We start from the raw sequence: 1433 nt of genomic DNA on the forward strand, positions 1-1433 counted from the left end.
GCCTTACGAGTTAATGGCATGGACCACGCCCGCTCCCAGCGGCAACGTGGAGTCCGGCGGGGCAACAGCAGGAGCGCAAGCCATGTCGAATACGAACATTGTCACGATCGGTATCGATCTCGGGAAGAACACATTCCATGTCGTCGGTCTCGATACCACAGGCGCAATCACGCTACGCAAGAAGCGGTCGAGAAATCAGCTTGACCAGTCGCTGGCCAATGTTCCGCGTTGTCTGATCGGAATGGAGGCGTGTGCAGGCGCACATCATCTGGGTCGCAAGCTCGAGAAATTTGGCCATCAAGTCCGGCTCTTGCCGGCACAGTACGTCAAGCCATACCTCAAGGGTCACAAGAATGATTTTCGGGATGCTGAAGCGATCGCCGAGGCCGTTCAGCGGCCGACAATGCGGTTCGTCCCAGTGAAGTCGGCCGAACAACTCGATTTACAGGCACTCCACAGAGTTCGCAGTCGATTGGTGACGCAGAGAACGGCGGTCATCAATCAAATCCGGGGCTTTTTGCTTGAGCGAGGGCTACCAGTGCGGCAGGGAGCGGCAGCACTCCGATTGGCGCTCCCCCAAATCCTCTCGACATCTTCGGAAAGCCTGTCCCCTCGGGTGGTTCGGCTCATCCAGGACTTGGCCGAGGACTGGCGCTATCTCGACCGTCGCGTCGCGTTAGTCACCAAGGAGATCAACGAGATCGCGGAGCAAGATGCACATTGTCGCCGTCTGATGAGTGCGCCGGGCGTCGGGCCAATCATCTCAAGCGCGATGATCGCCGCGATCGGAACTGGTGATGCGTTCCAGAAGGGCCGCGACTTTGCGGCATGGCTTGGTCTAGTACCGAAACAAATCTCGACCGGCGATCGAACCATCCTCGGTCGCATATCAAGACGCGGCAACCGTTATCTACGAACACTGTTCATTCAGGGAGCCAGAGCCGTACTGCTGCAGCGCCAAACCTGGGCCAGGCACGGCTTCGGAGCCTGGCTGGAGGCAGCATCGAAGCGGCTCCACTCGAATGTACTAGTTGTTGCTTTGGCCGCAAAACTCGCGCGGATGGCCTGGAGCATACTCGCAAAAGGCCGTGACTACGAAGCGAGTTTCCTGGGCCACGCTGCGTAAGACGTCCGGACCCGGGAAGGAAGGAAGATCCACGATCCGATCGGAATAGCACACTATCCCGCCGAGGTTTGCGAGACGGAAAGGACGAATGGAGAAACGGTTCTACCGACACTTCTGAAGCCTGGTTCGACTCCATGGCCCTTGTTGAGGCCGGCGAGTTATTGAGGACAGAAGTGGGCGGATATCCATAATGGCTCGGGGCGACAGCCTCAAATCGAAGCCGGATAGATTGGCGCAAACCGCTTCATCCCTTTGTCGATTCCTCTTGCAACGTGGGCGTGGTCCATAGATCGGTGTCAAAGCCTCC

The 1433-nt window shown here is 58.0% G+C and carries 1 protein-coding gene; it reads left to right on the forward strand.

Annotated elements, in window-relative coordinates:
• Nucleotides 1-82: 82 nt before the first annotated feature.
• Nucleotides 83-1126, forward strand: coding sequence for an IS110 family RNA-guided transposase (locus E4K64_RS39790; protein ID WP_135167636.1), 1044 nt, complete (start codon nt 83-85; stop codon nt 1124-1126).
• Nucleotides 1127-1433: the final 307 nt, after the last annotated feature.

This window comes from Bradyrhizobium frederickii, from assembly GCF_004570865.1.
Lineage (GTDB): Bacteria > Pseudomonadota > Alphaproteobacteria > Rhizobiales > Xanthobacteraceae > Bradyrhizobium > Bradyrhizobium frederickii.